This is a genomic window from Nocardioides bruguierae (genome assembly GCF_023554635.1).
GTDB classification, from domain to species: domain Bacteria; phylum Actinomycetota; class Actinomycetes; order Propionibacteriales; family Nocardioidaceae; genus Nocardioides; species Nocardioides bruguierae.
The window spans coordinates 1-23,910 of the sequence record NZ_JAMJPH010000015.1; the positions used below are offsets into that span (position 1 = coordinate 1).

The window sequence follows — 23,910 nt, forward strand, 5'->3', positions numbered from 1 at the left end:
GGCCTGCGGCTACCGGTGCTCAGCGACCGTGCGGTGCCACCACGGCACGCGCGGAGAGCTTGCCGTCGTGCAGGTCGTGGTAGGCCTGCAGCGCCTCGTCCATGGCGTAGACCTGGACGTCCGGCTCGATCTTGCCGGCGCGGTAGAGGGCGACCACCTCGTGGAGCTCCTCGATGGTGCCCCAGTAGGTGTTGGCCAGCTCGGTCTCGTAGGGCGTGGTGTAGAAGTTCCACTGGTAGTTGCCGCCGGCGATGCCGACGACGGTCACGCGGCCCTGCGAGGCGGCCACCGTCATGCCGAGCTCGATGGTCGGGCCGACGCCGACGAGGTCGAAGACGGCGTCGACGCCCTTGCCGCCGGTGATCTCGCGGATCTTCTCGGCCTGGCCCTCGCCCCCGGGCACGATGACGGCGCCGCGGGCCTCGGCGGCCTTCATCGCCTCCTCCTTGGTGTCCGTGGCGATGACGGTGGCGCCGGTCAGCGCCGTGAGGATCTGCACGGCGAGCTGACCGAGGCCGCCCAGGCCGATGACCAGCGCGAACTTGTCACCGCCGCCCAGCAGGTGCAGCGACTTCTTGATCGCGTGGTACGGCGTGAGGCCGGCGTCCGAGAGGGGCGCGGCGGCCACCGGGTCGGCCTCGCCCAGCGGCACCAGGTTGCGGGCCGGGACGACCATGTACTCGGCCATGCCGCCGTCGCGGCCCAGGCCGGTGCCCAGGTAGCGCATGCCGGCGGCGTTCTCGCAGTAGGTGTCCTGGCCGCGGGAGCAGGCCTTGCAGTGGCCGCAGCCGATCGGGCCGTAGACCAGGAAGGCGTCGCCCTTCTCGAAGCCCTCGACGCCCGGGCCCATCTCCTCGATCCAGCCGGAGTTCTCGTGGCCGAGCGTGAAGGACGGCTTCATCTGGGCCGGCCCGAAGTCCTCGGTGAACTCGCTGAAGATCGCGACGTCGGAGTGGCAGGCGCCCGCGCCGGCGACCTTGAGGAGCACCTCGCCCGGGCCGGGGGTCGGCTTCTCGACGTCCTTGAGCGTCGGGAAGGTCTTGAACTGGTCGAAGACGACAGCCTTCATCGTGGGTCACCTCGGTGTGATGTCGGGAAAGTATCTCGACATCAAACTACATCTGTCGGAGAAAAAGAGGTAGAGGCCTCTGTCCCGGATCGGCCGGACGTGCGTGCTCACCGGCGCTCCACCTGCAGGACCCGGGTGCGTGTCGCGGCCGTGCCGGTGAGGAACCCGGCCTCGCGCAGCTGCGTCAGCGCCTGCGTCACCGACGGGTGCGTCGAGGCGTCGGCCGCGCCCGCGACCCGCCCGTAGGCCTCGAAGCCGTGGTGGCCCGTGACGCCGGCGCCGCCGCCGTCCGCGACGACGGTGACGTGCCCCGGGCCCGCCGGGTTGGCGCCGCCGTCGGTCTGCGGCACCACGTCACCGGCGTTCTCGAGGCTGAGCACGAGGCTGCCCGGTGGCACGTCGGTGCCGGCCACCGGGGCGCCCAGGGTCACGGCACGGTCGAGCGCGAGCCCGGTCTCCTCGGCGTGCGCCACCAGTTGCGCGGCCACCAGCCCACCCTGGGAGTGCCCGGCGAGCAGCACCGGCTCGCCCGGCCGCACGCCGGCCTGTCGCAGGGCCTGGACGACGCCGTCGGCGTAGCCGTTGGGCAGGCCGCCGACGAGCCGCAGGTTCGTGCCCATGTCCCGGACGTCGGCGTCGGCCGTCCACGGCAGCGTGGTCATGTCGTCGGTGCCGGGCAGGTAGGCCACGTGCCGCACCGTCCCGTCGGTGGCGGTGAAGGTCTGCACCTCGAGGGTGCCGTCGTTCTCGGGGTGCGCGGGGTCGGAGAGGGCGCTCAGCTCCCCGAGGCGCGCCACGACGTCGCGCAGGTCGCCCGCGTCGCGCGAGCCCTCGCGCTCGAGGTCGGGCCGGCGGTGGACCGTCACGGGCGGGTCCGCGTAGGCGAGTCCCAGCGCTCGGGCGGCGGCGGCCGTGCCCAGCGGTCCGGGGGCGGTGGCGAAGGCGTCCTGCACGAGGCCCGGGTGTCGCGTCAGCGCGTCCGGGTCGCCCAGTGCCGTGGCCACGCCCAGCGCGCCCGCGGCCGGCACCACGCACCAGCCGAGCCGGGCGAGCAGCGACTCCTGGAGCAGCCGGGCGCCGGCGTCCGCCGTGCGCAGCAGCAGGAGCACCCGCTCGAGGGCCTCGGCGTCGGCGTCGTAGCCGGCCGCGCACGACCGGGTGGCCAGGGCCGCCTCCGCGAGTGCCGCCTCCGCCCTGGCCCCCGAGACGGGGCTGACGGCGAGGCTGCCCAGCAGGGCCGGGTGGGCAGCATCCGCCAGGGTCGCGTCGGCCAGGCCGGCCAGGGCGGCGGCCAGCCCGCGCTCGGTGGCGGCCAGGTCCTCCAGCCGGTCCCAGGTGGCCTCGAGGCCGGCGACGCCGCCGGTGACGTGCGGCTCGCTCACGCCACACCCCGCACGGCGCGCTCCACCAGCTCGCGGGCGGCGAGCAGGCTCGCCCGCAGCCGGCGCAGGTCCTCCACGTGCCGGTCGAGCACCACGGCCGCGGCCCGGTGCAGCGCCGCGCACCGCTCCAGCTCGTCCAGCCGGTCCCGGGCACGCGCCGACCAGGCGCGCTCGGCCTCGCCCGCCCACCCGGGGGCGGCCAGCCCGTCGCGCACGTGCTCGCCCTCGAGGTCGAGCACCGCGGCGCGCGAGCGCAGCGTCGCGGCGACCGCCGACAGGTCGCCGGGCAGGTCCGGCAGGGGCAGGTCCAGGGGTCCGGCCACGGGGCACCTCGTCTCCTCCGCCCGGCGTCACGGGCCCGGCCCGTCGCTCGGGTCGTGCCTCCAGGCTCCGCCGCCACGCCTCGTGGCGGCAGGGGTCGGGGCAGTGCGGGGGAGAACCCTGCTGCGGGGGGCGCCTGTGGACGACGGGTGGCTCAGGCGCGCAGGTGCGGCGCGAGCCGCCGCAGCCCCTCCTCGACGTCGGCACGGGTGCCGGCGAAGCTGAACCGCAGGAAGCGGTTGCCGTGCACCGGGTCGAAGTCGACGCCGGGCGCCACTGCGACGCCGGTGGTCTCGAGCAGGTGCCGGGCGTAGGCCAGGGAGTCGTCGGTGCGGTGGGAGACGTCGGCGTAGACGTAGAAGGCGCCGTCGGCGGGCGCCAGCCGGTCGCCGAGGCCGAGGTCGGTGAGGCCCTCGAGCAGCAGGTGCCGGTTCTCGGCGTAGCGGTGCACGTGCCCGTCCAGCTCCGCGTAGGCGTCGTCGGTGAACGCGGCCAGGCTCGCCCGCTGGGCCAGCACCGGCGGGCAGATCGTGAAGTTGCCGGTGAGCACGTCGACGGCGCGACGCAGGCCGGCGGGCACGAGCATCCAGCCGATGCGCCAGCCCGTCATCGAGAAGTACTTGGAGAAGGAGGAGAAGACCACGGCCTCGCGGGAGGTCTCCCAGGCCGTGCGAGCCAACGGCGCTCCGCCGTCCAGCGGGGCGTACTCGATGCCGTGGTAGATCTCGTCCGAGATCAGCCGCACGCCGTGCTCCTCGCACCAGGTGGCCAGCGCCGCGAGCTCCGAGGGCAGCAGCATCGTGCCGGTCGGGTTCGCGGGGCTCGCCACCACGAGGCCCTGCACCGGGCCGGCCGCCTCGAGCATCTCGACGGTCGGCTGGAAGCGGGTCTCCGGCCCGGTCGGGAGATCGACGACCTCGCAGCCCAGCGCCTGGAGGACGTTGCGGTAGCAGGGGTAGCCGGGGCTGGCCATCGCGACGCGGTCGCCGGCCTCGAAGGCGGCGAGGAAGGCGAGCAGGAAGCCGCCGGAGGAGCCGGTGGTCGCCACCACGTCGTCGGGGGAGACCTCGATGCCGTGCACCCGGGCGTGGTGGGCCGCGATGGCCTCGCGCAGCTCCAGGACGCCCACGGCCGGGGTGTAGCCGAGCGGGTCGCCCGACCGCAGCAGCCGGACCGCCTCGTCCGCCACCGCCCGGGGTGCGCCCGTGCCGGGCTGCCCCGCCACCATGTCGACCACCTCGAGACCGGCCCGGCGGCGGGCGGCGACGGCCTCGAGCACGTCCATGACGTGGAAGGGCGGGACGTTGGCGCGGGAGGCGACCTCGAAGCGGCTCACGCCCGCAGGCTACGACCGGTGGACACCCCCGTCGGTGCCGCACCCGCGCTGGCTAGGATCGGACCCCGTAGCCGAGACCGCCAGGGGTGCCCCGTGAGCCTCGACGTCCACCAGCTCGACAGCTTCCTGCTCGTCGGGTCGGCCGTGACGCTCCTGGCCATCCTCGCGGTGCGGGTCTCCTCCCGCGTCGGGCTGCCCTCGCTGCTGCTCTACCTGCTCATGGGCGTCGCCCTGGGCGAGTCCGGGCTGGGCATCCAGTTCGAGGACGCCTCCGCGGCCCACGCCCTCGGCTTCGCCGCGCTGGCGGTGATCCTGGCCGAGGGCGGTCTCACCACCGGCTGGCGCGACCTGCGCGGCTCGCTGCGGATCGGCGTCTCGCTGGCCACCGTCGGCATCGGTGTCTCGGTGACGATCATGGCGCTGGCCGGGCACTACGTGCTGGGGCTGTCGTGGCCCGTGGCGATCCTGCTGGGCGCGGTCTGCTCGCCGACCGACGCCGCCGCGGTGTTCTCGGTGCTGCGCGTCGTGCCGCTGCCGCGCCGCCTGACCGGTGCGCTGGAGGCCGAGTCCGGCCTCAACGACGCCCCCACGGTCGTGCTGGTCACGCTCGTCTCCACCGGCGCCGTGGGTGACCACCACCCGCTGGTGGTGGGGCTGATCATCCTCGCCGAGCTCGTCGGTGGCGGGCTCGTCGGCTTCCTCGTCGGACGTGGCGGGGCGCTGCTCATGCGCCGCGTCGCCCTGCCCACGGCCGGCCTGTACCCGCTGGCCGTGATCACGCTGACCTTCCTGGCCTACGGGCTGGCCGCCGGCGTCCACACCAGCGGGTTCGCGGCGATCTACGTGGCCGCGCTGGTGCTCGGCAACTCCGAGCTGCCGCACCGCGGCGCCACCCGCTCGTTCGCCGAGGGCATCGCCTGGCTCTCCCAGATCGGGCTGTTCGTGATGCTCGGCCTGCTGCTCTCGCCGAGCCGGGTCACCCTCAACGAGGTGCTGCTGGGGCTGGCGGCCGGGCTGATCCTCACGCTGGTGGCCAGGCCGGTCTCCGTGGCGGTCAGCTCGCTGGCGCAACCGATGCGCCCCCGCGACCTGGCCTTCCTGTCCTGGGCCGGGCTGCGCGGTGCCGTGCCCGTCGTCCTCACCACCATCCCGCTGGCCGAGGGGGTGGGTGGCTCGGAGCGGCTCTTCGACCTCGTCTTCGTGATGGTGGTCGTCTACACGGCACTGACCGGCCCGACGCTCCCGTTCGTGGCCCGGGTGCTCGGCGTCGCGCTCACGGAGCGGCACCGCGACCTGGAGCTGGAGGCGGCGCCGCTGGAGCGGCTGGCCGCGGACCTGCTGCAGGTGACCATCGCGGACACCTCGCGGATGCACGGCGTGGAGGTGGCCGAGCTGCGGCTGCCCGTGGGGGCCTCGGTCTCGCTCATCATCCGGGGGGACCAGATGGTCGTCCCCGAGCCGCGGACCGTGCTGCGGCACGGCGACCACCTGCTGCTGGTCACCCCGCGCGCGGTGCGCGAGGACGTGGAGCGCCGGCTGCGGCAGGTCAGCCGCGGCGGTCGCCTGGCGCGCTGGCTGCGGGAGGACGCGCGGCGGACGCCCGAACGCGACTGAGGCAGCGCTACCCAGGCAGTGCTACCGAGGAGCGCGACTGATCAGGAGGCGGCCGGCTGGCAGAGCGTGCCGGCGCGGGTGGCCTTGACCGCCTCGCGGCCGGTCGCCAGGTCGGTGAAGCCGTCACCCAGGACGACGGTGAGCGTGTCGACGTCGCGCTTGCGCACCTTCGTGCCCTTCGGCATCGAGCTCATCAGCATCTGGATGCCCGGGCCGCGGCGGGTCGGGGCCCACACCTGGACGCGGTTGACCTCGGTCTCGCTGTTGCCGGTCTCGACCCCGACGAAGCCGCGCGAGGTGAGCTGCTCCATCACGGTCGAGGCGAGGTTGGCGCGGTTGCCGCTGTTGAGCACGACCACCTCGACCATGTCGGGGGTGACCCGGTCGCCGCGGGCGATCTCCAGGGGCGCGCAGGTGCCCTCGTCGGCCGACGCGTCCTCGTCGAACGGGGTGGTCAGCGAGGACCAGCCCCACCACGCGCCGACGGCGAGGACGCCTGCCAGCACGAGCAGCGTGAGCGTGGTCTTGAGGGCCTGCGGCACGTGGATCATGCGGGGATCGTCGTCTCCTCGCCGATGGCGTGCACCCGCGCGTGCAGCACCGACCGTTGCTGGAGCGCGGCCCGCAGAGCGCGGTGCAGGCCGTCCTCGAGGTACATGTCGCCGCGCCACAGCACCACGTGGGCGAACAGGTCGCCGTAGAAGGTGGAGTCCTCGTCGAGGAGGGCAGCCAGCTGCAGGGTGTCCTTCGTGGTGACGAGCTGGTCCAGCCGCACCTGCCGCGGGGGCAGCGCCGCCCAGTCACGGGTGGCGAGCCCGTGCTCGGGGTAGGGACGACCGTCCCCCACGCGCTTGAAGATCACGGGGTGAGTCTAGGCAGTCCCGGCGCGACCGTCGGGGTGGTGGCGCCCCGGTGTCACCGGACCGTGACCTGGGCGCACGCCGCCGGGGGCCGTGGCCGCGGCGCTCAGGCGCTCCAGCGGACGGAAGCGCTGACGAAGTCGGCGAGCGCGTTGACGCCGCGCAGGTCCTCCCGCTGCTCCAGCAGCTCGGCCAGTCGCTGGGAGTGCCGCAGGCGGAGGTTCTCGCGCTGGTCGGCGAGCCGGTCGAGCCGGGCGTCGTCGGTGGTGAGCAGTGGACGCGTCTCGGCGGTCGCGGTCATGACGGGCTCCTCGAGGTGGGGGGTGGAGTCAGGTCCACTGTGCGAGCCGCGTGTAAGCGTGGCGTTGACGCGGTGTTACAGCGAGGTTGTCCGGTCTGTGACGCTCGCTGCAGTCTTCTGTCCCGGGTCGGTCCGGCCCGGCAGGAGAAACGACTGTCTCCGGCGTTTCAGCCGGCCGTCGTGCCCGGGGGTGACCAGCCGACCTGGACGGTCCGCACCCCGGCGTCCCGGGTGACGAGGCGGCCCCGCCCCGGCACGCCCCGCTCGGGGCGGGTGCTGCCGAGCAGGGGACCCTCGGCCGGGTCGGCGGAGAGCAGCAGGCCGGGGGAGGCCAGGTCGCGCAGCGTCGCCAGCACCGGGCCGCCCAGGGCGCGGGCGGCCCCACCGGAGCGGCGGGCGACCGCGACCCGCAGCCCCACGTCGCGGGCCTGCGGCAGCAGCGGCAGCAGCGGGGTGAGCGGCGACCCGCCGGCCTCCAGCAGGTCGTGGTCGTCGACGAGCACCAGCACCTCCGCGCCGCGCCACCAGTCCCGGGCCCGCAGCCGGGCGGGGTCGACGTCCGGCCCCGGCACCCGGCGGGCCAGGTACGTGGCGAGGTCGGCGACGGCGGCCCGGGCGCGGTCCGGCGTGCTCACGTGGTCCAGGAGGTGCTCGCGCGGCAGGTCGCCCAGCAGGCTGCGGCGCGGGTCCAGCGCCAGCACCTTCAGCCCGCCCTCGGGAGCGTCGCCCGGCGTGGAGGCGGCCAGTGCGGACGTGGCCAGCGCGGAGGTGGCCAGGGACCGCAGCACCGTCGTGCGGCCCGAGCCCTGCTCACCGAGCACCAGCAGGTGCGGCTCCGTCACCGGGTCCAGCGCGACCACCTCGTCCTCGCGCTCCTCCAGCGCCAGGACGACGGCGCCGCCGGTCCCCGCCGGGGTGCCGTGCCGGGCACGCAGGTCGGCGAGGTCGACGCGGGCGGGGAGCACCCGCAGCGGCGGAGCGACGCGCCCGGGCCAGCGCGCGTGCGCCGCCGCGGTCAGCCGTGCGACCTCCGCCTCCGCACCGCCCAGGGGGCGGGCCGGGTCGTCGGGCACGGCGGTCAGGAGGGCGTGGCCGCCCACGGGACGCCCCGGCGCGACCTGCCCGGGGGCAGTGCCGTGACCGGGCCGGTGCCGGGGCACCCGCGCGGCGGTCCGACGGTCGACCTCGGACTCGACCGGGTCTCCCAGGCGCAGCTCGACCCGCTCGGCGAACAGCTCGCGCAGGCCGGGCCGCAGCTGCGCCCACCGGGTCGCGCCCAGCGCGAGGTGCAGGCCGGCGGGCAGCCCGCGCGCGGCCAGCCGGGCCAGCCGGGCGCCGGCGTCGTCGTGGGCGGCCAGGAGGGCGGCAGCGTCGTCGACCACGAGCAGGGTGTGGGCGCCGTGCGGGTCCGCGGGGGCGTCCAGGCCCTGCTCGCGCCGCTCGATGGTGCGCTCGAGGTCGTCCAGGAGCCGCCGCACCAGAGTGGGGTCCTGCCCGTCGAGCCGGGAGGCGACGTGGGGCAGCCCCGCCAGCGGCGCCAGCGCGCCGGTGGGGTCGAGCAGGTGGACGTGCAGCCGGTCGGGCCCGAGCCGGTCGGCCAGCGTGAGCACGGTGCTCGCCAGCGCCGTGCTGCGGCCAGTCCGCGGCGCGCCGACCACCGCGAGGTGGCCCAGGCCGAGCCGGACCCGGAGCACGTCGTGGCGCTGCTCGCGAGGCAGGTCGACCAGGCCGAGCGGCAGGTCCCAGGCGTCCGCGGTGCGGTGGGGCTGCAGGTCACGCAGTGTGGGCGGTTCCTCCAGCGGCGGCAGCCAGACCCGGTGCGCGGGCCGCTCGTGCCCCGGGACGGGGCGGGCCAGCCGCTGCGCGGTGGTGCTGAGCAGGGAGGGGCCGTCGTGGGTCACCGCGGCCTGCGACGGGGTCTCCTCCAGGCCGCGGACGCGGTCGTCCACCGGGCCCTGCTCCTGCCGGGGGGCGGCGGGGGCCGGCCCCGAGACGTGGGCGGCGCGGAAGCGCAGCGGCGGGCCGGCGTTCGCCTGGAGCAGGCCCTCGCCGGGACGGCGGGGCAGCCGGCCGGCGTCCGGGACCCCGAGCACGGTGCGCGACTCGGCCTCGGTGAAGGTGCGCAGCGCGACCCGGTAGGACAGGTGCGCCTCGAGCCCCCGCAGCCGACCCTCCTCCAGCCGCTGGGAGGCCAGCAGGAGGTGGACGCCCAGGGAGCGGCCGAGCCGCCCGATCGCCCCGAACGTCTCCACCATCTCCGGGCGGGCGCCGAGCAGCTCGGAGAACTCGTCCACGACCACGAGCAGGCTGGGCAGCGGCTCGGTGGTCGGGTCGTCCTGGCGTGCCCGCGCCTGCTCGTAGGCCTCGCGGGAGTCGTGCCCGGAGGCGCGCAGCACCTCCTGCCGGTGGGTGAGCTCGCCGGCGAGGGCGTCGGCCATCCGGTCCACCAGCGCCAGCTCGCCGGCGAGGTTGGTGACGTGGGCGGCCACGTGGGGCAGGTGCTCGATGCCGGCGAAGGTGGCGCCGCCCTTGAAGTCGACCAGCACCAGCTGGAGGTCGCGCGGGGAGTGCCCCGCCACCAGCGCCAGGGCCAGGCTGCGCAGCAGCTCGGACTTGCCGGAGCCGGTGGCACCGACCACCAGGCCGTGCGGGCCGGAGCCGCCCAGCGCGGACTCCTTGAGGTCGAGCAGCACGGGCTCGCCGGCGAGGTCGCGGCCCAGCGGCACGCGCAGGCGCTCGGCCGCCGGGCGGGGGGCCCAGCCCGCCGGGACCTCTGCTCCGTCCTCTGCTCTGTCCTCTGCTCCGTCGTCCGCCCCCTCGCCCGCTCCGAGCGGCGTCAGCCCCAGCAGCGCGGCGTCGCCACCCGTCGGCGCAGCGCCGCCGTACCGGGCCAGCCGGCGTGCCGTGGTGGCGGCCAGGTCGCGCGGGAGCACGTCGGGGCGTCCGGCCTCCGGGGGCGGGGCGGCGTCGTCGTCGACGACCAGGACGGTGGTGCGCCCGTCGCCGTCACCAGTCGGGACGGCTTCTCCGGCCGGCACGACGAGCAGGCGGTGCGCCTCGCCCCCGTCGTCCTCGGCCACCGCCGGCGCGGTGACGTGGTGGGGGAGCCAGGGGACCCACGACCACGAGCGCCGCGCGGCCGGGGCACCGTGCACGGCGACCGACAGGCTCGCGGGCGCCAGCTGCCAGGCGGCCTGGCAGACCAGGGCGCGGGCCACCGGAGCGGGCAGCGTCAGCCGCGCGTGCGCGCGCAGGTCCACCAGGGCGGGCCCCGGCCGCTGCGACCACGCCGCGACCAGGCGCTCGGCCGCCCGGGCGAGTGCCGGGTCGGCCTCCTCCTCGGCGCCCGGAGGGGCCAGTGCGGGCTCGGCCAGCGTCGTCGCGCCGAGTCGCACCAGCAACGGCGCCCCCTCCGGGACGAGGCGGGCCCGCGGTGGCCGCAGGGCGAGCAGCTCCGCGGGCGGGTGCGCCGCCTCGTCCGGGTGCGGGCCGCGGGCCACGAGTGCCGCCCGTACCTCCTCGAGGTGCCGCAGGTAGGAGGCGCGGCTGCGACGCAACGCCTCGCGCCGCTGCCCCCGCTGCCGCTCGAGGGCGACGACCCCGTAGGTCAGGGACGCCACGAGGAGCGCGCCACCGGCCAGGAGGGCGCGGGCACCGCCGGTGGGGCTCAGCGCCATCATCACCGCCACCGAGCCGAGGCTGCCGACGAGCGGGACCAGGGCGGTGGCCGCCGCGCCGGACTCGGCGCGCGGCAGGCTCGGCACGGGGAGCAGGGCGACGTCGGCGCTGGTGGTAGCAGGGCCTCGATCGCGGCGCAGGTCGGTCGTGGACATGCCGTACCGGATGCCCCTGCCCGAGCCGGAGAAACGCCCGCCCGGCGATCTGTGGACAACCGCGGGACCGTGCCGGACGCCGGCCTGTGGAGAACTCCGCGAGCCGTTTTCCGCGGGTCCCCGGGGGTAGCCAGACGGACGTCCCGGCACGCCGTCGGGGCGTCGGCGGGCCGCTCGGGCCGGCCGGCACCGAGAGAAGGGAGCACGCTCATGGCAGCTGACTACGGACAGGGAGCCGGCGCACTCGGACGCGCCGCGTCGCTGGTGTCCCAGGCCCGCACCGACCTCGACCAGGTGGGCCGTCGACTCGAGGGCGACGTCGCGAACCTGCGCGCCGGCTGGGGCGGGCAGGGCGCGGCCGCGTTCTCCGCCCTGGCCGCCGCGTGGGACGCCCGGCAGCGGCAGGTGGTGGCGGTGCTCGACCGCTTCGAGGCCGACCTGCGCACCACCGAGCAGGACAACACCGCCACCGACGACGCGCAGCAGGGCGCCATGGCACGGCTCCAGTCCGCGCTCGGCGCGCTGCCGTGAGGCCTGGCCGCGCCACGGCCACCACCCGCACCCACCACACCCCCGCACCCCACTGACAGAAGGAGCACCCATGAACGACCTCGACGGCATCCGCGTCGACCACGCCCGGCTCGAGGGCGGTAGCCAGGACCTCGCCCGCGCGGTCCGCGACATCCAGTCCCGCCTCGCCCAGCTCGACGGCGACCTCGCCGCCCTGCGGGGCGCCTGGGTCGGCTCGGCCCGCACCGCCTACGACACGGCCAAGGCCGGGTGGGACGAGCAGGTGGCCGGCATGCACGACCTCCTCGCCCGCACCTCCGGCGCCGTGGCGCAGGCCAACGAGGACTACCGCGCCGCCGACCTGCGGGGCGCGGCGCTCTTCGGTGCCTGACCCGACCGCCTGACCTGCCGCCTGACCCGACCGCCTGCCCGAGCCGACCGACCGACCACCGGCCCGGCGGGGCCGACCAGGAGGGAACCGTGATGACCCACCCGCCCGGCTTCCTGCCGCCCCCGGACCCCGAGCCGGGGGCGGCGCCGCGCCACCCCGTCGGCGGTCGCCGTCGCGCCGTCGAGTCGGTCGCCTCCCCGCCCGTCCGCCCCGGCGCCCTGCTGCGGCTGACGCTCCGGGGCCCCGGGGGAGCGGTGGACGTCGCCGTCCCCGACTCCCTCTGCCTCGTCGAGGTGCTCGCCGAGCGACCCGACCTCGCCGGGCTCGTCGGCCTGGACGAGGCGACGCTGGCGGCCGCGCCGCGCGCCCGTCTCGCAGCACGACTGGCGGACGGCACGCCCGTGCCGGTCGCGGTGCCGCTCGCCGACGGTCTCGCGGCGTCGGCGGGCCCTGCGGTGCCGGACGGGGCACTGCTGCTGCTCGGCCTGGAGGAACCGGGAACGCCCGCGGACGACCCGGCCGCACGGGTCGCACAGGTCGTCGGCGGTGACCGGTCCCTCGGCCCGGGGCTCCCGGCGCCGGTCCTCACAGCGTCGGTCCTCAGGGCGCCGGTGCTCACGGCCTGGCTCCTCGTCGCCGGCGCCGGGCTCGCCCCCGGCGTCCTCGCGTCCGCGGCGCTCCCGACGACCGCCGCGGCCCTCGGCGCCCTGTCGCTCCTGCTGCTGGTGCGTCCCACCCGCGCCCGCAGCGCTCCGACCGCTGCCCTGGTAGGCACGGGCTCCGCCGCGCTGGCCGGGCTCGCCGCGCTGCCGGCTGCGGACCGTCTCGGGGTCCACGGGCCGGCCGCACCGGCGATCGCGGGGCTCGTCGCACTGCTCGTCGCCGGCACCGCGGCGGGCCTGCTCGGTCGCCGCTGGGGGCTCTGCCTGCCCGGGCTCGTGGCCGGCGCAGGCCTGGCCGCGGGCGCGGGCGTCGTCCTGGTCGGCGGCACCCCGGCCGCGGGGGCGAGCGTCGTCCTGACCCTCACGGTGATGGCCAGCAACCTCGCGCCCTGGTGGGCGGCCGCGCTCGTCGCCGAGACCGACGGTGCAGACCCTGGTGACGGCCCGGGACGCGGCACCCGCCCCGCCCACGACCTGCTGCTCGGCTCCGCGGTCGCGAGCGTGCCGGTGACGGCGGCGTGCGCAGCGGTCCTCTCCGTCACCAGCGGTCCTGCCGCCTCGGTCCTGCCGGTCCTCGCCGCGCTGCTCGTGGGGCTGCGCGCCCGGCACGCCCGCGGTCCGCTCCGGATGACGGGCCTGGTCGTCGCGGCCGGCGCGGCCGCGGCCTGCGTGCTCGCGCCCGCCCTGTTCGGCCGGTCGTCGACCACCGCGGCAGCCGTCCTGCTCGCGGCGGCCCTCGTGCTCGTGGTCGCCCGCCCGCCGGGCGGCACGGCCGCCCTGCGGCTGGCCCGGTGGGGCGACGCGGTGGAGTCCCTGCTCCTCGTGCTCCTCCTGCCCACCGCCGTGCTGGCGGCGGGGCTCGGGCCCGACCTGTCCCGGCTGCTCGGCGAGAGCGGGTGGTGGCCGTGGTGAGCCGTCGCGACCTCCTCGAGGCGGAGGGCTGGCACCGTCGCCGCACCGCCGCCGCGCTCGTCGGTCGCACGCCGGGCGCCGACGAGCCGGGGCCGCCCTGGCGCCGCCTCGTCCTGGGGACCCTGCTGGCGGTGCTGGTGGCGGTCGTGCCGGGGGTCGTCGCCGGGATGGGCTTCTCGGCACCGGGCGGCCGGCCCACGGACGGCGACGGCGCCGTCGTCGCACGCGAGGTCGAGGAGCTGCACGCGCCGGCGCTCGTGCTGGACGCCGCCGGGCAGGCCTACGCCCTGCTCGACCCGCCTCCTGGCGCGGCGGCCGGCGCTCAGGACCAGACGGCCGTGCTGCACCCCGTCGGCAACGCGGTCGCGGCGCGGCTCGTGCTCGGCGAGGCCGCCGCGTCCCCGGTGACCGCGCCCGCCGACGTGCTCGCCTCCCTCCCGACGGGCAGGCCCCTCGGCCTCGCCGGCGCGCCCACGCGTCTCCCGGAGCCCGACCAGCTCGCGACCGGATGGACGGTCTGCGCCGGCGCCCGGGGGAGCGCCACGCTGACGCTCACCGGGTCCGCTGCGAGCACGGGGAGCGCGACGGGCGCCGTGCTGGTGCGCGCCGCCGGCACCGACGTCACCTGGTTGGTCACGCCCGACCGCGCGGGCGGGCTGGTCCGCCTGCGGGTGCCCCCGGGCAGCGACGAGGTGCTGGCCGCGCTCGGTCAGCCCGCCGCTCGCTGGGCCCGCACGGTGCCCGCTGCCTGGGTCGGGCTGCTGCCGACCGGTGCGCCGCTGAGCCCGGCGGCGTTCGCCGACGTGGTGGCTGGGGGCAGGCTCGGGCGACCCGCGCCCGGCCGACCCGCCGGCGTCCGGGTCGGGGACCACACCCGCTCCGGGTCCCGGGTGGTGGACGCGGCGGGGTCGCTGCGGCCCCTGGACCGGTTCGCCGCCCGCGTGTGGGCCGCCCTGGCCGGCGACCTCCCGGCGCGGGCCACGTCGCCGGGCCGACTGGTGCAGGGCTCGGCCGGCGGCCTGGGGCCGGCGCTGCGCCCGGACGGGTGGCCGGCCGCCGTCCCCGTCGTCGGCGGGGACGCGGACCTGTGCCTCTCAGCGTCCACGGACGAGGAGCCCGCGTGGGGGCTCGTGCCCGAGGGCACCGGACCCCGGGCGGCGCTGGTCGCGGCCACGGGGTGGACCTGGTTGGTCTCCGACGGCACCCGCCACCGGCTCGGCCCCGACGCGGCCGACGCGCTGGGGCTGGGGGAGGCGACGCCCCTGACGGTGCCGGCGTCCTGGCTGCGCCTGGTGGAGGCCGGCCCGCGCCTCTCGGCGGCCGCGGTGCTGCGTGGTGGCGAGCTGCGTGGTGGGCAGCGGGGCAGGCGGTAGCCGGCCGGCCGGACCGCGCAGCACCGTGGGAACGACGAAGGCGCCGCACCTGCTGGTGCGGCGCCTTCGGCTGCGGCGGAGGTAGGGGGATTCGAACCCCCGAGGGCTGTTAACCCAACCCGCTTTCCAAGCGAGCGCCATAGGCCACTAGGCGATACCTCCGAGACGTAAGTTACCGGTGAGCGCCTGTGGTCGCGAAATCCGGCGGACCGAGCCGCCCGGGCCGCCGAGGACGGCCCCCGTCTTGGGCGGCTCGTCGGTGCTCGCCTAGAGTGGGGGCAACCCCCCACGTGGCGGCATCTCGCCCAACTCCCCCAGGGCGGAAACGCAGCAAGGGTAAGTGAGCTCTGTCGGGTGCGTGGGGGGCCTTCTCGTTCCTGGCCGCGGCCCCGGTCGAGCGGCCGTCGCCGCTCCCGGTGAGGCTCCCAGGGGCCGGCCCGGCGTCGGCCCGGCGTCGGTCCGGCGCCCTCCTCCACAGCGCTGACCTCGGCGGCACGGCGACTGTCGGTCGGGCTCGTTAGGGTCTGCGTGTGGAGTCGCCCCTCGCCCTGTACCGCCGCTACCGGCCCGAGACCTTTGCCGAGGTCATCGGGCAGGACCACGTGACCGGTCCGCTGCGTGCGGCCCTGGCCAACAACCGGGTCAACCACGCCTACTTGTTCTCGGGTCCGCGCGGTTGCGGCAAGACCACCTCCGCCCGCATCCTCGCCCGCGCGCTCAACTGCGAGCAGGGGCCGACCCCCGAGCCGTGCGGGCAGTGCGAGTCCTGCCGCGACCTGGCCCGCGGGGGTCCCGGCTCGATCGACGTCATCGAGATCGACGCGGCCTCGCACGGTGGTGTCGACGACGCCCGTGACCTGCGCGAGAAGGCGTTCTTCGCGCCGGTGAAGAGCCGCTACAAGGTCTACATCATCGACGAGGCCCACATGGTCACCACGCAGGGCTTCAACGCCCTGCTCAAGCTCGTCGAGGAGCCCCCGCCGCACCTGCGGTTCATCTTCGCCACCACCGAGCCGGAGAAGGTGCTCGGCACCATCCGCTCGCGCACCCACCACTACCCGTTCCGGCTGATCCCGCCGCGGCTGCTCTCGAGCTACCTGACCGAGCTCTGCGACCTCGAGGGCGTCGGCATCGAGCAGGCCGCGATCCCGCTCGTCGTGCGCGCCGGCGGCGGCTCCGCCCGCGACACCCTCTCCGTGCTCGACCAGCTGCTCGGCGGCGCCGGGCCCGAGGGCGTGACCTACCAGCTGGCCACCGGCCTGCTCGGCTACACGCCCGACTCGCTGCTCGACGAGGTGGTCGACGCGTTCGCCGCCGCCGACGGAGCCGCGGTCTTCGGCGTCGTGGACAAGGTGATCGAGACCGGGCAGGACCCGCGCCGCTTCACCGAGGACCTCCTGCGTCGCCTGCGGGACCTCGTCATCGTGGCCGCCGTCCCGGATGCGCCCGCCTCGGGCCTCATCGACGTCTCCGAGGACGCCGGCGAGCGACTGGTCGGGCAGGCCTCCCGCTTCGGTGCCGCCGACCTCACCCGCGCCGCGGACATCGTGGCCGCCGGTCTGACCGAGATGCGCGGCGCCACCGCCCCGCGCCTCCTGCTCGAGCTCATCTGCGCCCGGGTGCTGCTGCCCGGTGCCGACCACGGCACCGACGGCCTGGCGGCCCGGCTGGACCGGGTCGAGCGGCGCATGTCGGTCTCGGGTCAGGTCAGCGCGCCCGCGCACCACGCCCCCAGCGCCCCCGCGCAGGACCGGCCTCGACCGGTCCCGGCGCAGTCCCACGCTCCTGAGCCGCCGGCCGAGTCGATCACCCCGGTGCTGCCGGAGGAGACGCGCATCCCCGCCGCTCCGCCGGCCCCGGCGCCGCAGGCTGCGGCCCAGCAGGCTCCGGCCCAGCAGGCTCCGGCACCGCAGACCCCGGTCGAGCGGCAGCCCGCCGAGGAGACGCGTGCCCCCGCTGCCGGACCCGCGGGAGCCGTGGCGCCCGCAGCCCCGGAGACCGCAGCGCCCCCGGCGCCGCAGGACGATCCGTGGGCCGTGCCCGACCGCCCGGCCCCGGCCGTGCCCCAGTCTTCGGCGGCCGAGCCGGTCGCCGAGCCGGTCGCTGACCCCGCTGAGCCCGCTGCCGAGCCCGCCGCGGGGCTGAGCCTGGTCGAGGTGCGCCGGCTGTGGCCCGACATCGTCGAGGCGACCAAGCAGCGACGCCGCGTGACGTGGATCCACCTGACCACGAACGCCCAGGTCGTCGCCGTGGACGCGAAGACGCTGACCCTCGGGTTCGCGAACACCGGCGCCCGGGCCTCCTTCGACTCCGGCGGCAGCGCGGAGATCGTCCGCCAGGCGGCCATCGACGTCGTCGGGATGGACTGGCGGATCGAGACCATCGTCGACCCCGGGGCCAGCCCCGACGGTCCGGTCGTGACCCGCCCGGCCGCCCGCGCGCCCGAGCCCGCACCAGCCGCGGCGCCGCGGCCGGCCGCCCCGTCGACGGAGTCGGCACCGGACGCCTCCTCGCAGCGTGGCCGGGGCGAGCCCGAGGGCCGGGCCCGCCCCGACCAGCGCCCGGCCGAGCAGGCCGCCCCGGCGGCGGAGCGTCCCCCCGCCTGGGCCGACGACACCGCGCCGCCGGCGACCCGCGAGACGGACCAGCGGCCGGGGCGGACCGCGGCCGCACCGGAGGAGTCCCGTCCCGCCTGGGCGGACGCCGAGCCGCCCTCGTGGGCCGACGGCGAGCCGACCGAGGACCTGCCGCCCGACGACGGGCGGTCCGGACGGGGCCGCCCCGAGGCGCCGGCACCGGACGCGGCGGGGCAGCCCACCGCCCGCCGGCTCGGCAGCGGCGGGATCTCCGCGGCGCGCAGCGCGATCCAGGCGACCCGATCCGGCCCGGCCGCCGCGGAGGAACCGGCCGCGCCCACGCACGACCCGGACGCCGACGTGACGATGGACGACGAGGACGCCGAGACCGACGACCTGGCCGGCGCCGAGCTGCTGGCCCGCGAGCTGGGGGCCAAGGTCATCGAGGAGATCCGGCACCAGTGAGCAGCACGCCACGGGCCGGTCGCGGACCGGGCAGCCGCCCGGAGGGCACACTGGTCCGGCAGGGCCGGCCGTCGCGCCGGACGCAGAGGTCGGTCCCGGGGGCCGGCAACGACACCGACACACCACGGAGAGTGCGATGACGCAGAACCCGTTCGAGGGCATGGGCGGCGAGGGCGGCTTCGACATGGGCGCCCTGCTCCAGCAGGCCCAGGCCATGCAGGAGCAGCTGATGGAGACCCAGAAGCGGCTGGCCGAGGCCGTCGTGACGGGCAGCGTGGCCGGCGGGGCCGTCAACGTCACCGTGAGCGGCACCGGCGACCTGGTGGGCGTGGACCTGAAGGAGGGCGTCCTGGAGGGCACGGACGCGGATTCCCTCTCCGAGCTGGGTGACCTCGTGGTCGCCGCCTACCGCGACGCCAAGGCCCAGGCCGACCGCAACGCCCAGGACGCGCTCGGCCCGCTCGCCGGCGGCATGCCGGGCATGCCCGGCGCCGACGGACTCCCCGGCGGGCGCACGCCCGGCTCCGGCGGCTTCGGTTTCTGACCCTTCCCGGCCGGGTGACCCGGCCGCCCCGAGAGGAGCACGCGCTTGTACGAGGGCGTCGTCCAGGACCTGATCGACGAGCTCGGCCGACTGCCGGGCGTGGGTCCGAAGTCCGCTCAGCGGATCGCCTTCCACCTCCTGCAGGCCGACCCGACGGACGTCCGGCGGCTCGCCGACGTCCTGATCGAGGTCAAGGCCAAGGTGAAGTTCTGCACCGTGTGCTTCAACGTCACCGAGGAGGACACGTGCCGCATCTGTCGTGACCCGCGGCGCGACCCGTCCGTCCTGTGCGTGGTGGAGGAGTACAAGGACGTCGTCGCGATCGAGCGCACCCGGGAGTACAAGGGCCGCTACCACGTGCTGGGCGGGGCGATCAGCCCGATCGACGGCATCGGCCCCGACCAGCTGCACGTGCGCGAGCTGATGACGCGCCTGGCCGACGGCACGGTCACCGAGGTCATCCTCGCCACGGACCCGAACCTCGAGGGCGAGGCCACGGCGACGTACCTCACCCGGATGCTCACGGTGATGGACTTGCGCGTGACGCGCCTGGCGAGTGGACTGCCGGTAGGCGGCGACCTCGAGTACGCCGACGAGGTCACCCTCGGACGAGCCTTTGCTGGGAGGCGGGCAGCACAATGACGGAGAACAGCGCGGGCACCGGGCCCGTGGTCCTCGACGCCCAGGACCGGGCGCTCGCCCAGGACATCGCCGACACCGTCGGCGGCTTCCTCGTGGCGCTGCGCGCCATGGCCACCGAGCGCGACGGCGGACGAGCCGTCTCGCTGTTGCTGCTGGAGATCAGCCAGGTGCTCCTCGCCGGTGCACGCCTGGGCGCCCAGCGGGACTTCACGCCGCGCTCGGAGTACCAGCCGGACGTCGGCCCCGAGCCGGACCTCGACGACATGCGCCTGAGCCTCGCCGACATGCTCGGCGGGGTGGACACCTACGGCTTCGTGTTCGACCCGTACGTGCCGGACGTCGTGGAGAGCCAGCTCTCCGACGACCTCACCTCCATCGCCACCGACCTCGACACGGGCCTGCGCCACTACCAGCAGGGCAACGTGGCCGAGGCCCTGTGGTGGTGGCAGTTCTCCTACGTCTCCTCGTGGGGCAACCTGGCCGGCGCGGCGCTCAACGCCCTGCTCTCGGTCGTCGCCCACGACCGGCTCGACGCCGAGGTCGTGGTGGACGCCGACCAGGTGGCCGTCGCGAATGAGATGTTGGAGAGCACCGGCCCCGACGCTCGGTAGACTTCGTCCCTGGCCCGCTCGGCGAGCCCCTGCGCGCCCCACGCGCGGCGGGGACGAGCGGCCTCGGGCGCAGGGGAAAGTCTCCCTCGCCCGGACCGGCGGAACCGAAGAGGAGCTCCTCGTGAGCATTGTCGTGCAGAAGTACGGCGGGTCCTCCGTGGCCGACGCGGACGGCATCAAGCGCGTCGCCCAGCGGATCGTGAACACGCGCAAGCAGGGCAAGGACGTCGTCGTGGTCGTCTCCGCGATGGGCGACACGACGGACGACCTGCGAGACCTGGCGCAGCAGGTGACACCCCTGCCGCCGCCGCGCGAGCTGGACATGCTGCTCACCGCCGGTGAGCGCATCTCCATGGCGCTGCTGGCGATGGCCGTGACCCAGCTCGGGTACGAGGCACAGTCGTTCACGGGCTCGCAGGCCGGCGTCATCACGGACTCGGTGCACGGCAGGGCGAAGATCATCGACATCACGCCGGGCCGCATCGAGGGCGCGCTGAAGACGGGGGCCGTGGCCATCGTGGCCGGCTTCCAGGGTGTCTCGCAGGACACCAAGGACGTCACGACCTTGGGCCGTGGCGCCTCCGACACCACCGCCGTGGCGCTCGCCGCCGCGCTGGGTGCCGAGGTCTGCGAGATCTACACCGACGTGGCCGGCGTCTTCTCGGCCGACCCCCGGATCGTCCCCGCGGCCCGCAAGCTCGACCGCGTCTCCACCGAGGAGATGCTCGAGATGGCGGCCAGCGGCGCGAAGGTCCTCCACCTGCGCTGCGTGGAGTACGCGCGCCGGTACAACGTCCCGATCCACGTGCGCACCTCCTTCGACTACGTCGAGGGCACCTGGATCACCCCCGAATCCGAGCAGGACGGAGCCTCTGACGTGGAGCAGGCGATCATCTCCGGCGTGGCGCACGACCGGTCCCAGGCCAAGATCACCGTGGTCGGCGTGCCCGACAAGGTGGGCGAGGCCGCGCGCATCTTCGAGACCCTCGCCAACAGCGAGGTGAACATCGACATGGTCGTGCAGAACGTGTCGGCCGCCTCCACGGGGCTCACCGACATCTCCTTCACGCTGCCCCGCGACGACGGCCAGGGCGCCATGTCGACGCTGGCCCGCATCCAGGACGAGGTCGGCTACGACAAGCTGCTCTACGACGACCGCGTCGGCAAGGTCTCCCTCATCGGCGCCGGCATGCGCAGCCACCCCGGCATCACCGCCAAGTTCTTCACCGCGCTGGCCTCCGCCGGGGTGAACATCGAGATGATCTCCACCTCGGAGATCCGCATCTCGGTGATCGTCGCCGAGCAGCAGGTCGACACCGCCGTCCGCGCGACGCACACCGCGTTCGACCTGGACGCCACCGAGGTCGAGGCCGTGGTCTACGGAGGTACCGGGCGATGAGCGACGGTCTGCACATCGGCGTCGTCGGCGCCACCGGCCAGGTCGGTGTCGCGATGCGCCAGATCCTCGCCGAGCGGGACTTCCCGGTCGCGAGCATCCGCTTCTTCTCCTCCGCGCGCTCCGCGGGCAAGGTCCTGGACTACCGGGGCACGGAGGTCGTCGTCGAGGACGCCGCCACGGCCGACCCCGCGGGCCTGGACGTGGCGCTGTTCTCCGCCGGCGCCACCGCCTCGCGCGCCCTGGCCCCGAAGTTCGCCGAGGCCGGCGTCATCGTGGTCGACAACTCCAGCGCGTTCCGCAAGGACCCGTCGATCCCGCTGGTCGTCTCCGAGGTGAACCCGGAGGCCGCCGCCGGCGTCATCGAGGCGGGCCAGGGCATCATCGCCAACCCGAACTGCACGACCATGGCCGCGATGCCGGTGCTCAAGCCGCTGCACGCCGAGGCGGGCCTCGTCCGCCTGATCGCCTCGACCTACCAGGCCGTCTCCGGCTCCGGCATCGCCGGCGTCGAGGAGCTGGCCGGTGGCGTCGCGACCGCCGGCGAGAAGGCCAAGGAGCTCGCCTACGACGGCGAGGCCGTGGCGTTCGGCGAGCCGGGCGTCTACAAGAAGACCATCGCCTACAACGTCCTGCCCTTCGCGGGGAACCTCGTGGACGACGGCCTCAACGAGACCGACGAGGAGCAGAAGCTCCGCAACGAGTCCCGCAAGATCCTCGGGATCCCGGACCTCAAGGTCTCGGGCATCTGCGTGCGCGTGCCGGTCTTCACCGGTCACTCGCTCGCGATCAACGCCGAGTTCGAGCGTCCGATGACCCCGGCGCGGGCCGCCGAGCTGCTCGCCGCCGCCCCGGGCGTCGAGCTGGCCGACATCCCCAACCCGCTCGCCGCCGCCGGCAAGGACCCGTCCTACGTCGGTCGCCTGCGCACCGACCCGGGCGTCGACGGCGACCGTGGCCTCGCGCTGTTCATCAGCAACGACAACCTGCGCAAGGGCGCCGCCCTCAACACCGTGCAGATCGCCGAGCTGGTCGCAGCCTCGCGCTGACGCCCTCCGACGACAGCGGCCCCCGTCCACCAGGACGGGGGCCGCTGTCGTCGCGGGTGGGGGACGGCTAGCGCCTGACCCGGATGACGTCCCGCTGCGTCGTCCGCGCGACGAGCCGACTGCCGAGGTAGGTGACGGTGAGGCGCAGCCTGCCGACGTGCCGGGCGCGGGGCAGCCGGAACGTGGTCTCGCCGCCGCGCAGACGCTGCGTCCGAACGGCCAGCCCCGGCGCCGCCAGGCGGACCCGGCCCGCCACCGGCACGCCGCGGCCCGCGGCCAGGTCGACCCGCACGCGGGCGCGCCGGCCGAGGCTGATCCGCTGCGGCGCCCGCACCGTCATTCGTGGGCGCGCCTTCCGCACCCGGACGTCGACGACGGTGGACGACGCCGCCCAGGCGGGCGTGCCGGTGTACCGGACGGTGAGCGCGTGCAGGCCCGGACGCAGGGCCTTCCGGGGGAGCGGCACCGCCGCGGCCCCGTCCGCCACGGGCACGCTGCCCAGCAGCGTCCCACCCTCGAGCACCTCGACGTCGCCACCGTTCGCCGACGGGGCGAGGGTCACGCGGACCGCGCCGCGGCGCCCGTAGGCGAACGCCTCCGCCGTGGCGCTCAGCTCGGTGGCGTCGGCGACCTCGGCGACGGTGAGCGTCACCGTGGTCGGGGCCGCGCTCTCCACACCGTCGGAGGCGGCGTAGGTGAACGCGTCGGACCCCACGAAGCCCGTCTCGGGGGCGTAGGTGAACGAGCCGTCCTCGGCCAGGGTCAGGACGCCGTGCGCCGGCTGGTCGACGACCGCGGCCGTGAGCGGGCTGCCGTCGGCGTCGGTGTCGTTGGACAGCACGCCCGGCGCGTCGACCTCGAGGGTGACGTCCTCGTCGGTGGCGTAGGAGTCGGTCACGCCGACCGGTGCCACGCCCGGACGGACCTGCACGTCGCGGAAGCGCACCTGGTCGGTGGAGCCGCGGTTCTGCAGGCCGATGAAGCCGGTGGTGGGCAGGGTGCCGGACCACGCGTTCACCACGACGTCGTCGAGGAGCACCTCGACGCCCGTCGTGGTCACCCGGAGGGTGTAGGTGTTCCACTGCCCCGTGGGGTGCTCGGCCGTCGCGGCCTCCGCGTCGGCGGAGTGGAGCGTCCCGTCCGCGGTGCGGATGCCCGCGCCGTCGGCGCCGATGAGGACGGAGACCCCGCCCACGGGGTCGGCGCCGGCCCGGCTGGTGGAGCCGAGGTGCACGGCGGAGTCGTCGTTGAGGCCCTCGCGCAGCCAGTCGAGGCGCAGCGTGTAGGGCGCCGTCAGCTGCTGCGTGGCCCAGGTCGCGCCGCGTCCGCGCACGCTGAGGATCGTGCAGTCGGTCTGCCGGCCGAAGCCTCCGAGCCCGGCCTTGCGCCAGCCGTCGAAGGACGTGAACGTGCCGTCGAACAGGCTCGTCCAGCCCGGGGAGGCCTCCGTGGCCACACACGGGTCGGGCGCCGTGCCCCCGACCTGGATCGCGTCGAAGTTGAGGCGGCAGAAGTCGATGCTGCGGTCACACGTGAGGGCGAGCGTGTTGGCCCCGGCCTGGAGGCTGACCTCGGCGGCCACGAAGTCCCAGGCCTCCCAGTTCTCGTAGCTCGTCATGGGCAGGCTCAGCTGCTGGCGGTCGCCGCCGTTGGTGAGCAGCCCCATGGACCGCGTGACGTTCTCGTCGGGGCCCAGCGGCCCCGCGGCGTAGCGGACGTAGACCGGGTACGTGCCCGCCTCCGGCGCGGTGACGTTCATGGTCGAGGTCATCCCGGTCTCCCGGAACGTGTAGGAGCCCGTGCCGGAGAAGTTGCCGTGGTCGCCGGAGTTGAACGTCGGACCGCCGCTGATGGCGCCGTCCTCGACCTCCACCCAGGCGATCACGTCGCTGTCGGCAGCGACGGCCGCAGGCGGCGGCAGGACCACGCCGAGCAGGCCGGCGAGGAGCCCCGCCAGAGCCACGAGGGCGGCGGAGCGGGGTGGGCGGACGGCACGAGGCTGCATCACGGTTCCTTCTCCAGGAGACGCCCGTCACATCGGCGGGCTCACCGGAGCATAGGGG

General features: G+C 75.8%; 20 protein-coding genes, 1 tRNA gene and 1 other RNA gene. 12 read left to right on the top strand and 10 right to left on the bottom strand.

The features are described from left to right. Positions 1 to 19 precede the first annotated feature (19 nt). The 4 genes from M8316_RS08880 to M8316_RS08895 form a co-directional block, all read right to left on the bottom strand. Positions 20 to 1,069, bottom strand: coding sequence for an NAD(P)-dependent alcohol dehydrogenase (locus tag M8316_RS08880; RefSeq protein WP_250053844.1), 1,050 nt, complete (start codon positions 1,067 to 1,069; stop codon positions 20 to 22). 107 nt (positions 1,070 to 1,176) lie between these two features. Further along, on the bottom strand, positions 1,177 to 2,451 hold the full coding sequence (locus M8316_RS08885; protein ID WP_250053846.1) for an alpha/beta fold hydrolase: 1,275 nt from the start codon (positions 2,449 to 2,451) through the stop codon (positions 1,177 to 1,179). Then, positions 2,448 to 2,774 carry a hypothetical protein gene (locus M8316_RS08890; protein ID WP_250053848.1) on the bottom strand — a complete coding sequence of 109 codons (327 nt, stop codon included), beginning with the start codon at positions 2,772 to 2,774 and terminating at the stop codon, positions 2,448 to 2,450. The genes M8316_RS08885 and M8316_RS08890 overlap by 4 nt, the downstream gene beginning before the upstream one ends. Positions 2,775 to 2,926: 152 nt before the next feature. Beyond that, positions 2,927 to 4,108, bottom strand: a complete 1,182-nt coding sequence (locus M8316_RS08895) for a pyridoxal phosphate-dependent aminotransferase (RefSeq protein WP_250053850.1) — start codon at positions 4,106 to 4,108, stop codon at positions 2,927 to 2,929. Between the two features lie 93 nt (positions 4,109 to 4,201). On the opposite strand from M8316_RS08895, the gene M8316_RS08900 reads away from it, so the two are divergent. Next, complete coding sequence (locus M8316_RS08900) at positions 4,202 to 5,722, top strand: potassium/proton antiporter (protein WP_250053852.1); 1,521 nt, start codon at positions 4,202 to 4,204, stop codon at positions 5,720 to 5,722. Positions 5,723 to 5,763: 41 nt separating this feature from the next. Here the strand turns inward: M8316_RS08900 and M8316_RS08905 are convergent, their stop codons facing one another. The 4 genes from M8316_RS08905 to eccCb all read right to left on the bottom strand — a co-directional run bounded on the left by M8316_RS08905 (position 5,764) and on the right by eccCb (position 10,716). Beyond that, positions 5,764 to 6,273: a LytR C-terminal domain-containing protein gene (locus tag M8316_RS08905; protein WP_250053854.1), complete on the bottom strand. Its 510-nt coding sequence runs from the start codon at positions 6,271 to 6,273 to the stop codon at positions 5,764 to 5,766. After that, positions 6,270 to 6,584 carry a type II toxin-antitoxin system VapB family antitoxin gene (locus M8316_RS08910; protein WP_250053856.1) on the bottom strand — a complete coding sequence of 105 codons (315 nt, stop codon included), beginning with the start codon at positions 6,582 to 6,584 and terminating at the stop codon, positions 6,270 to 6,272. The genes M8316_RS08905 and M8316_RS08910 overlap by 4 nt, the downstream gene beginning before the upstream one ends. Before the next feature lie 104 nt (positions 6,585 to 6,688). Further along, positions 6,689 to 6,883 (bottom strand): hypothetical protein, encoded by a 195-nt coding sequence (locus tag M8316_RS08915; RefSeq protein ID WP_250053858.1) that lies wholly within the window; start codon positions 6,881 to 6,883, stop codon positions 6,689 to 6,691. Positions 6,884 to 7,050: 167 nt separating this feature from the next. Further along, positions 7,051 to 10,716, bottom strand: coding sequence for a type VII secretion protein EccCb (gene eccCb / locus M8316_RS08920; RefSeq protein ID WP_250053860.1), 3,666 nt, complete (start codon positions 10,714 to 10,716; stop codon positions 7,051 to 7,053). A gap of 210 nt (positions 10,717 to 10,926) precedes the next feature. Here eccCb and M8316_RS08925 point away from each other — a divergent pair, with 210 nt between their 5' ends. From M8316_RS08925 to M8316_RS21065, 4 genes are all read left to right on the top strand, one after another. Next, on the top strand, positions 10,927 to 11,247 hold the full coding sequence (locus tag M8316_RS08925) for a WXG100 family type VII secretion target (RefSeq protein ID WP_250053862.1): 321 nt from the start codon (positions 10,927 to 10,929) through the stop codon (positions 11,245 to 11,247). Positions 11,248 to 11,317: 70 nt separating this feature from the next. Continuing rightward, on the top strand, positions 11,318 to 11,617 hold the full coding sequence (locus tag M8316_RS08930) for a WXG100 family type VII secretion target (protein WP_250053864.1): 300 nt from the start codon (positions 11,318 to 11,320) through the stop codon (positions 11,615 to 11,617). 92 nt (positions 11,618 to 11,709) lie between these two features. Further along, on the top strand, positions 11,710 to 13,191 hold the full coding sequence (locus M8316_RS08935; protein WP_250053866.1) for a hypothetical protein: 1,482 nt from the start codon (positions 11,710 to 11,712) through the stop codon (positions 13,189 to 13,191). After that, positions 13,188 to 14,564 (top strand): type VII secretion protein EccB, encoded by a 1,377-nt coding sequence (locus M8316_RS21065; protein WP_250053868.1) that lies wholly within the window; start codon positions 13,188 to 13,190, stop codon positions 14,562 to 14,564. The genes M8316_RS08935 and M8316_RS21065 overlap by 4 nt, the downstream gene beginning before the upstream one ends. A 76-nt stretch (positions 14,565 to 14,640) precedes the next feature. Here M8316_RS21065 and M8316_RS08945 read toward each other — a convergent pair. After that, positions 14,641 to 14,726, bottom strand: a tRNA-Ser gene (locus M8316_RS08945). A gap of 118 nt (positions 14,727 to 14,844) precedes the next feature. Between M8316_RS08945 and ffs the strand changes: the two genes are divergently transcribed. The 7 genes from ffs to M8316_RS08980 all read left to right on the top strand — a co-directional run bounded on the left by ffs (position 14,845) and on the right by M8316_RS08980 (position 21,847). After that, an RNA gene (ffs, locus tag M8316_RS08950) (signal recognition particle sRNA small type) lies at positions 14,845 to 14,935 on the top strand. A 159-nt stretch (positions 14,936 to 15,094) separates the two neighbouring features. Then, a complete protein-coding gene (locus tag M8316_RS08955; RefSeq protein ID WP_250053870.1) occupies positions 15,095 to 17,605 on the top strand; it encodes a DNA polymerase III subunit gamma and tau in 2,511 nt (836 codons plus the stop codon). A 136-nt stretch (positions 17,606 to 17,741) separates the two neighbouring features. Next, entirely contained in the window at positions 17,742 to 18,149 is a 408-nt protein-coding gene (locus tag M8316_RS08960; RefSeq protein ID WP_250053872.1) for a YbaB/EbfC family nucleoid-associated protein, read from the top strand. 45 nt (positions 18,150 to 18,194) lie between these two features. Continuing rightward, positions 18,195 to 18,791, top strand: a complete 597-nt coding sequence (recR, locus tag M8316_RS08965; protein WP_250053874.1) for a recombination mediator RecR — start codon at positions 18,195 to 18,197, stop codon at positions 18,789 to 18,791. Then, a complete protein-coding gene (locus tag M8316_RS08970; protein ID WP_250053876.1) occupies positions 18,788 to 19,402 on the top strand; it encodes a DUF5063 domain-containing protein in 615 nt (204 codons plus the stop codon). The genes recR and M8316_RS08970 overlap by 4 nt, the downstream gene beginning before the upstream one ends. A gap of 121 nt (positions 19,403 to 19,523) precedes the next feature. Further along, a complete protein-coding gene (locus M8316_RS08975) occupies positions 19,524 to 20,801 on the top strand; it encodes an aspartate kinase (protein WP_250053887.1) in 1,278 nt (425 codons plus the stop codon). Beyond that, on the top strand, positions 20,798 to 21,847 hold the full coding sequence (locus M8316_RS08980) for an aspartate-semialdehyde dehydrogenase (protein ID WP_250053888.1): 1,050 nt from the start codon (positions 20,798 to 20,800) through the stop codon (positions 21,845 to 21,847). The genes M8316_RS08975 and M8316_RS08980 overlap by 4 nt, the downstream gene beginning before the upstream one ends. Positions 21,848 to 21,914: 67 nt before the next feature. On the opposite strand, the gene M8316_RS08985 is transcribed toward M8316_RS08980, so the two are convergent. Then, positions 21,915 to 23,852 carry a cadherin-like domain-containing protein gene (locus M8316_RS08985; protein ID WP_250053893.1) on the bottom strand — a complete coding sequence of 646 codons (1,938 nt, stop codon included), beginning with the start codon at positions 23,850 to 23,852 and terminating at the stop codon, positions 21,915 to 21,917. Between the last annotated feature and the right edge of the window lie 58 nt (positions 23,853 to 23,910).

Excerpts from the sequence above, each read along its gene's own strand:
- M8316_RS08880 (WP_250053844.1), bottom strand. The coding sequence starts at position 1,069 with ATGAAGGCTGTCGTCTTCGACCAGTTCAAGACCTTCCCGACGCTCAAG.
- M8316_RS08905 (WP_250053854.1), bottom strand. The coding sequence starts at position 6,273 with ATGATCCACGTGCCGCAGGCCCTCAAGACCACGCTCACGCTGCTCGTG.
- M8316_RS08915 (WP_250053858.1), bottom strand. The coding sequence starts at position 6,883 with ATGACCGCGACCGCCGAGACGCGTCCACTGCTCACCACCGACGACGCC.
- eccCb (WP_250053860.1), bottom strand. The coding sequence starts at position 10,716 with ATGTCCACGACCGACCTGCGCCGCGATCGAGGCCCTGCTACCACCAGC.
- M8316_RS08925 (WP_250053862.1), top strand. The coding sequence starts at position 10,927 with ATGGCAGCTGACTACGGACAGGGAGCCGGCGCACTCGGACGCGCCGCG.
- M8316_RS08930 (WP_250053864.1), top strand. The coding sequence starts at position 11,318 with ATGAACGACCTCGACGGCATCCGCGTCGACCACGCCCGGCTCGAGGGC.
- M8316_RS08935 (WP_250053866.1), top strand. The coding sequence starts at position 11,710 with ATGACCCACCCGCCCGGCTTCCTGCCGCCCCCGGACCCCGAGCCGGGG.
- M8316_RS08960 (WP_250053872.1), top strand. The coding sequence starts at position 17,742 with ATGACGCAGAACCCGTTCGAGGGCATGGGCGGCGAGGGCGGCTTCGAC.
- M8316_RS08970 (WP_250053876.1), top strand. The coding sequence starts at position 18,788 with ATGACGGAGAACAGCGCGGGCACCGGGCCCGTGGTCCTCGACGCCCAG.
- M8316_RS08980 (WP_250053888.1), top strand. The coding sequence starts at position 20,798 with ATGAGCGACGGTCTGCACATCGGCGTCGTCGGCGCCACCGGCCAGGTC.
- M8316_RS08985 (WP_250053893.1), bottom strand. The coding sequence starts at position 23,852 with ATGCAGCCTCGTGCCGTCCGCCCACCCCGCTCCGCCGCCCTCGTGGCT.